At 65.8% G+C, this 743-nt stretch carries 1 protein-coding gene and 1 pseudogene; one reads left to right on the forward strand and one right to left on the reverse strand.

Annotation, left to right across the window (positions count from 1 at the left end; all coding sequences use genetic code 11):
* Positions 1-361: pseudogene (locus RM844_RS32030) on the reverse strand (ABC transporter permease); the annotation flags it as partial.
* A 161-nt stretch (positions 362-522) separates the two neighbouring features.
* Here RM844_RS32030 and RM844_RS32035 point away from each other — a divergent pair.
* Positions 523-743 (forward strand): hypothetical protein (locus RM844_RS32035; protein WP_311670966.1); only part of this gene is annotated, 221 nt, incomplete at its 3' end.

Raw genomic sequence — 743 nt, forward strand, 5'->3', positions numbered from 1 at the left:
CACCACAGGCCCCGACCACCACGCCGATCACGGCACCCGATATCGCGCCGATGACGAGCAACCGCAGGGTCACCCCGATCCGTCGCCACAACTCGTCGGCCACCGGCTGTCCGGTCACCGTGGTGCCGAAGTCGCCGCGGACCGCACCGGCGGCCCAGTTCGCATAGCGCAGCGGAATGGGCTGGTCGAGGCCGAGTTCAGCGGCTTTGGCGTCGATCGCGGACTGCGGGGGCCGTGGATTGCGCTGCTCGAGGCTGTCGAGGGGTTTGAAGTTCAAGGACGTCAGGGTGAACGTCAGGAACGATGCCAGGGCCAGCAACACGATGTAGTTGAGCAGCCGGCGCGCCAGAAAGCGCGTCATCCGGTTGTTCCTGCCCACCGCTGCATGCCAGACAGGGTAGAGCAGCCGGGAACCGGAATCCGGTCAGCACGCGATGTGATGTTTCGGCGCGCCCGCACTCGGTGGGTAACTGACAGTGGAGCCACAGCCTCGGCATAGAAATCAGGGGTTCACTGAAATACATGAAGGTCAGCGGGCTCAAGAATGTGAAAGTGATCGCTGCGGTAGCCGGTGGCGCGGCAGTGGTGGGACTGGGAGTCATCGGAGCCATTTCCGACAGCGCCGGGGCCGGCTCACCGGCGCTGGCGTCCGGATCCCACATGAACGTCGGCCAGACCAGCACGGAGACGACGCCTCCGACCGCGCCGGAGGTGTCGATGGCCGTGCCTGCGATGAGGGGCTA

Origin of the sequence: Streptomyces chisholmiae (assembly GCF_031845445.1) — a bacterium.
Taxonomy (GTDB): domain Bacteria; phylum Actinomycetota; class Actinomycetes; order Streptomycetales; family Streptomycetaceae; genus Streptomyces; species Streptomyces chisholmiae.